Here is a 1,745-nt window from a genome sequence, read left to right on the forward strand (position 1 = left end):
CGGATGCAGGTGGCGGTCGGGGCCGCCGTCGTCGACTAGGCGTGCCGCCGGGGTGCGACCCTGTCCGACACCGACCTCGTCGCGCACGCCGTGCGGGCGCTGGGTGCGGCCCGTTCGGGCCGGACGGCCGAGCAGATCTGAGCGGACCCCGAGGCCCCGCTGGGGCGGGCGGGCCCGGCCGTGTACCCTCGGGAATGCGACCACCCCGGCGCGCGTTGGTTCCGCGCGTCAGGGCGATCAAGTGGAGCCCCGCTCCCACCCGCTCACTGCTCTACAGGTGTCCGGGTCCCGGTCAGCGGTTCCGCGCATGGCGCGGGCCCGCGTGGATCGACGGGTCTTTGCTTGTCGTCGCGTGACATGACGGCACACCGAGGAGACCCCATCACCACAGAAACCCGCATCAACGACCGCATCCGTGTTCCCGAGGTCCGGCTCGTCGGGCCGAACGGGGAACAGGTCGGCATCGTGCGTATCGAGGACGCCCTCCGGCTGGCCCAGGAGGCCGAGCTGGACCTCGTCGAGGTCGCGGCACAGGCCCGTCCGCCCGTCTGCAAGCTCATGGACTACGGCAAGTTCAAGTACGAGAGCGCGCAGAAGGCCCGGGAGTCCCGGCGGAACCAGCAGCTCACCACGATCAAGGAGCAGAAGCTCCGGCCGAAGATCGACACCCACGACTACGAGACCAAGAAGCGCAACGTCGTGCGCTTCCTCGAGGGTGGGAACAAGGTCAAGGTCACGATCATGTTCCGCGGTCGCGAGCAGAGCAGGCCCGAGCTGGGCTACCGGCTGCTGCAGCGCCTCGCCGAGGACGTGCAGGAGCTCGGTGTCGTGGAGGCCGCCCCGAAGCAGGACGGTCGCAACATGACCATGGTGATCGCGCCGACCAAGAAGCCGGTCAAGCGCCCGGCCGCGCAGGCCGCGGAGGCAGCGGACCTGGCCGCCGAGGCCACCGTCGAGCCCACGGCCTGAGGTCGACCGGGCCCGAGCAAGCCTGAGCAGTACCCCGCCCTCCCGCGGTCCCCGGACCGCGGGAAGACAGAAGTGGATCAGCCATGCCCAAGAACAAGACGCACAAGGGAACGGCCAAGCGGGTCAAGGTGACCGGCACCGGCAAGCTCCTGCGCCAGCAGGCCGGTCTTCGCCACCGGCTCGAGGTCAAGTCGAGCAAGGAGACCCGCGACCTGTCGCGCGTCGTCGAGGTGAACAAGGCCGACGTCAAGCGCGTCAAGAAGCTCCTCGGTCGCTGAGTACCGCCCGCTGAACCCCGACCGGTCGCTCCCAGACCGGTCACCCCGAGAGACAGGACAGACCCATGGCACGCGTGAAGCGCGCGGTGAACGCCCAGAAGAAGCGCCGCACGGTTCTCGAGGCGTCGGCCGGTTACCGTGGCCAGCGGTCGCGGCTGTACCGCAAGGCCAAGGAGCAGCAGCTCCACTCGATGACCTATGCCTACCGGGACCGTCGCGCCAAGAAGGGTGACTTCCGCCAGCTGTGGATCACCCGGATCAACGCCGCGGCCCGGGCGAACGGCATGACCTACAACCGCTTCGTCCAGGGCCTCAAGGCCGCGGGCGTCGAGGTCGACCGCAAGAACCTGTCGGAGATCGCGATCAGCGACCCGGCCGCGTTCACCGCGCTCGTCGAGCTGGCCAAGGCGAACGTCCCGGCCCAGAGCTCCGAGAACGCCGCCTGAGCGGTTGCTCACCGAACGGACCCCGCGCGTCGCGGCAGCCCGCAAGCTGCTG

3 protein-coding genes are annotated in these 1,745 nt (G+C 69.7%); all 3 read left to right on the forward strand.

Annotation, left to right across the window (positions count from 1 at the left end; genetic code table 11):
* Positions 1-357 precede the first annotated feature (357 nt).
* The 3 genes from infC to rplT all read left to right on the forward strand — a co-directional run bounded on the left by infC (position 358) and on the right by rplT (position 1,693).
* A complete protein-coding gene (infC, locus tag H5J29_RS31470) occupies positions 358-969 on the forward strand; it encodes a translation initiation factor IF-3 (RefSeq protein WP_181784567.1) in 612 nt (203 codons plus the stop codon).
* Between the two features lie 83 nt (positions 970-1,052).
* Positions 1,053-1,247, forward strand: coding sequence for a 50S ribosomal protein L35 (gene rpmI, locus H5J29_RS31475; RefSeq protein WP_181784568.1), 195 nt, complete (start codon positions 1,053-1,055; stop codon positions 1,245-1,247).
* Between the two features lie 65 nt (positions 1,248-1,312).
* Complete coding sequence (gene rplT / locus H5J29_RS31480) at positions 1,313-1,693, forward strand: 50S ribosomal protein L20 (protein WP_181784569.1); 381 nt, start codon at positions 1,313-1,315, stop codon at positions 1,691-1,693.
* Positions 1,694-1,745 lie beyond the last annotated feature (52 nt).

The organism is Pseudonocardia pini (genome assembly GCF_013870575.1).
Taxonomy (GTDB): Bacteria; Actinomycetota; Actinomycetes; order Mycobacteriales; family Pseudonocardiaceae; genus Pseudonocardia; species Pseudonocardia pini.